At 34.4% G+C, this 1,332-nt stretch carries 1 protein-coding gene; it reads right to left on the bottom strand.

What is annotated here, in order from left to right; genetic code table 11:
* Positions 1-457: 457 nt before the first annotated feature.
* The coding region (locus CVN76_RS10885) for a DNA primase family protein (RefSeq protein ID WP_232732172.1) at positions 458-1,332 on the bottom strand (875 nt) is incomplete at its 5' end.

Consider the following 1,332-nt stretch of genomic DNA (forward strand, 5'->3'; position numbering starts at 1 on the left):
AATTAAACCATTCCTCAATTGCTACGTAATCTCGTTCTGCAACTTCCATTACTTCTGGCGGAATTAAATTTTGATTTTTTATCGCTATTCGGTCATCCGATTCATCAAAATAGATGTTTGCACCCGATTTCCATATTTGGCTTAGAATCATTAGTACTTGCATGGAAATCACTCCTTCGAGTTATTGAAAAATCAGAAAGTTATTCAAAAAACAGAAATAGTTATTAAAGAAAAATCCTTTAACCCTTAGAGCCACAAGGGATTGAGGCGAAAAGTTATTTTTGTTATCGGTATTTGGGTATTACTGCTCCTAATAATACTTATATATTTTTTTATTTTTTTAATTAATAGAAAAACAAATAACTAAAGTAACTAAATAACATTAAAAGTTAACTCAAACCCTTGGTAATACTGGTTTTTCAAAAAGTTATTAAAAGTTATTGAAGCACCAAAACAGTTATTTAATGACCTTAAAAAAGCTATTTTGTTCGGTTTCGGTAACCCCTTTAGTAACTGGCATTCTCTCTTTTAGGGTAATTCCTGTTAAATATGTTTTATTGCCAGCACCCTTCAATTTACCGAAACTTTTTGTTTCTAACATTCGATAAAATGATCTGTTCCCTAATGTGCGTTCACCTGATTTAAAGCACCAATTGTCATAAACGTTGTATAATTCTTTCGCTTCGATTTTGATTGCTTCATTTTTGGGCTCATCAATGTAACAAATTTCACCCAAGAACGGCGCTAATATATCCATTTCTTCTTTGTAATTACCGGTTGCATCCGTTACAACTTTCGGGTCTTGCAGCCCTAACCTCTGCCACTTCAAGCAACCCTCAATGGCCCAATTTAAAATCCCTGGCATTTCAAATGACAATTTTTCCTCCAACTTTTTATCACGCTCATGCGGCTTTAGATTTAAAGTAAATGGGATAATTTTTACACGTCTCCAAATACCATCGTCTACACCGCCGATAATTGGCTTATGATTTGTAGTGAAGAACACCTTGAATTCTGGGAGAAATTCAAAATATTCTTGTCTTAAAAACCGAGCTAAAATTGGTTCCCCGCCTGTAATAGTCTTTACAAGTGATTCCTGCAATTTTTCGCCTTCCTCTGACTCTACGGCCGAAACAAATCTTGAATTTACTAACCTGGCAATATCATTATTTGCACCTGTATCTTTTTTCTTAATGAACGTATCTGACTTTGTTTGAGATCCGTAATCGCCCATTAACTTTTTGATTGTATTTACAAATGTCGATTTACCGTTTGAACCACCGCCAACTAAGAAATACATGGATTGTTCTGATATATCCCCAGTTAGCGAGT

It is taken from the genome of Bacillus sp. mrc49 (genome assembly GCF_002803435.1).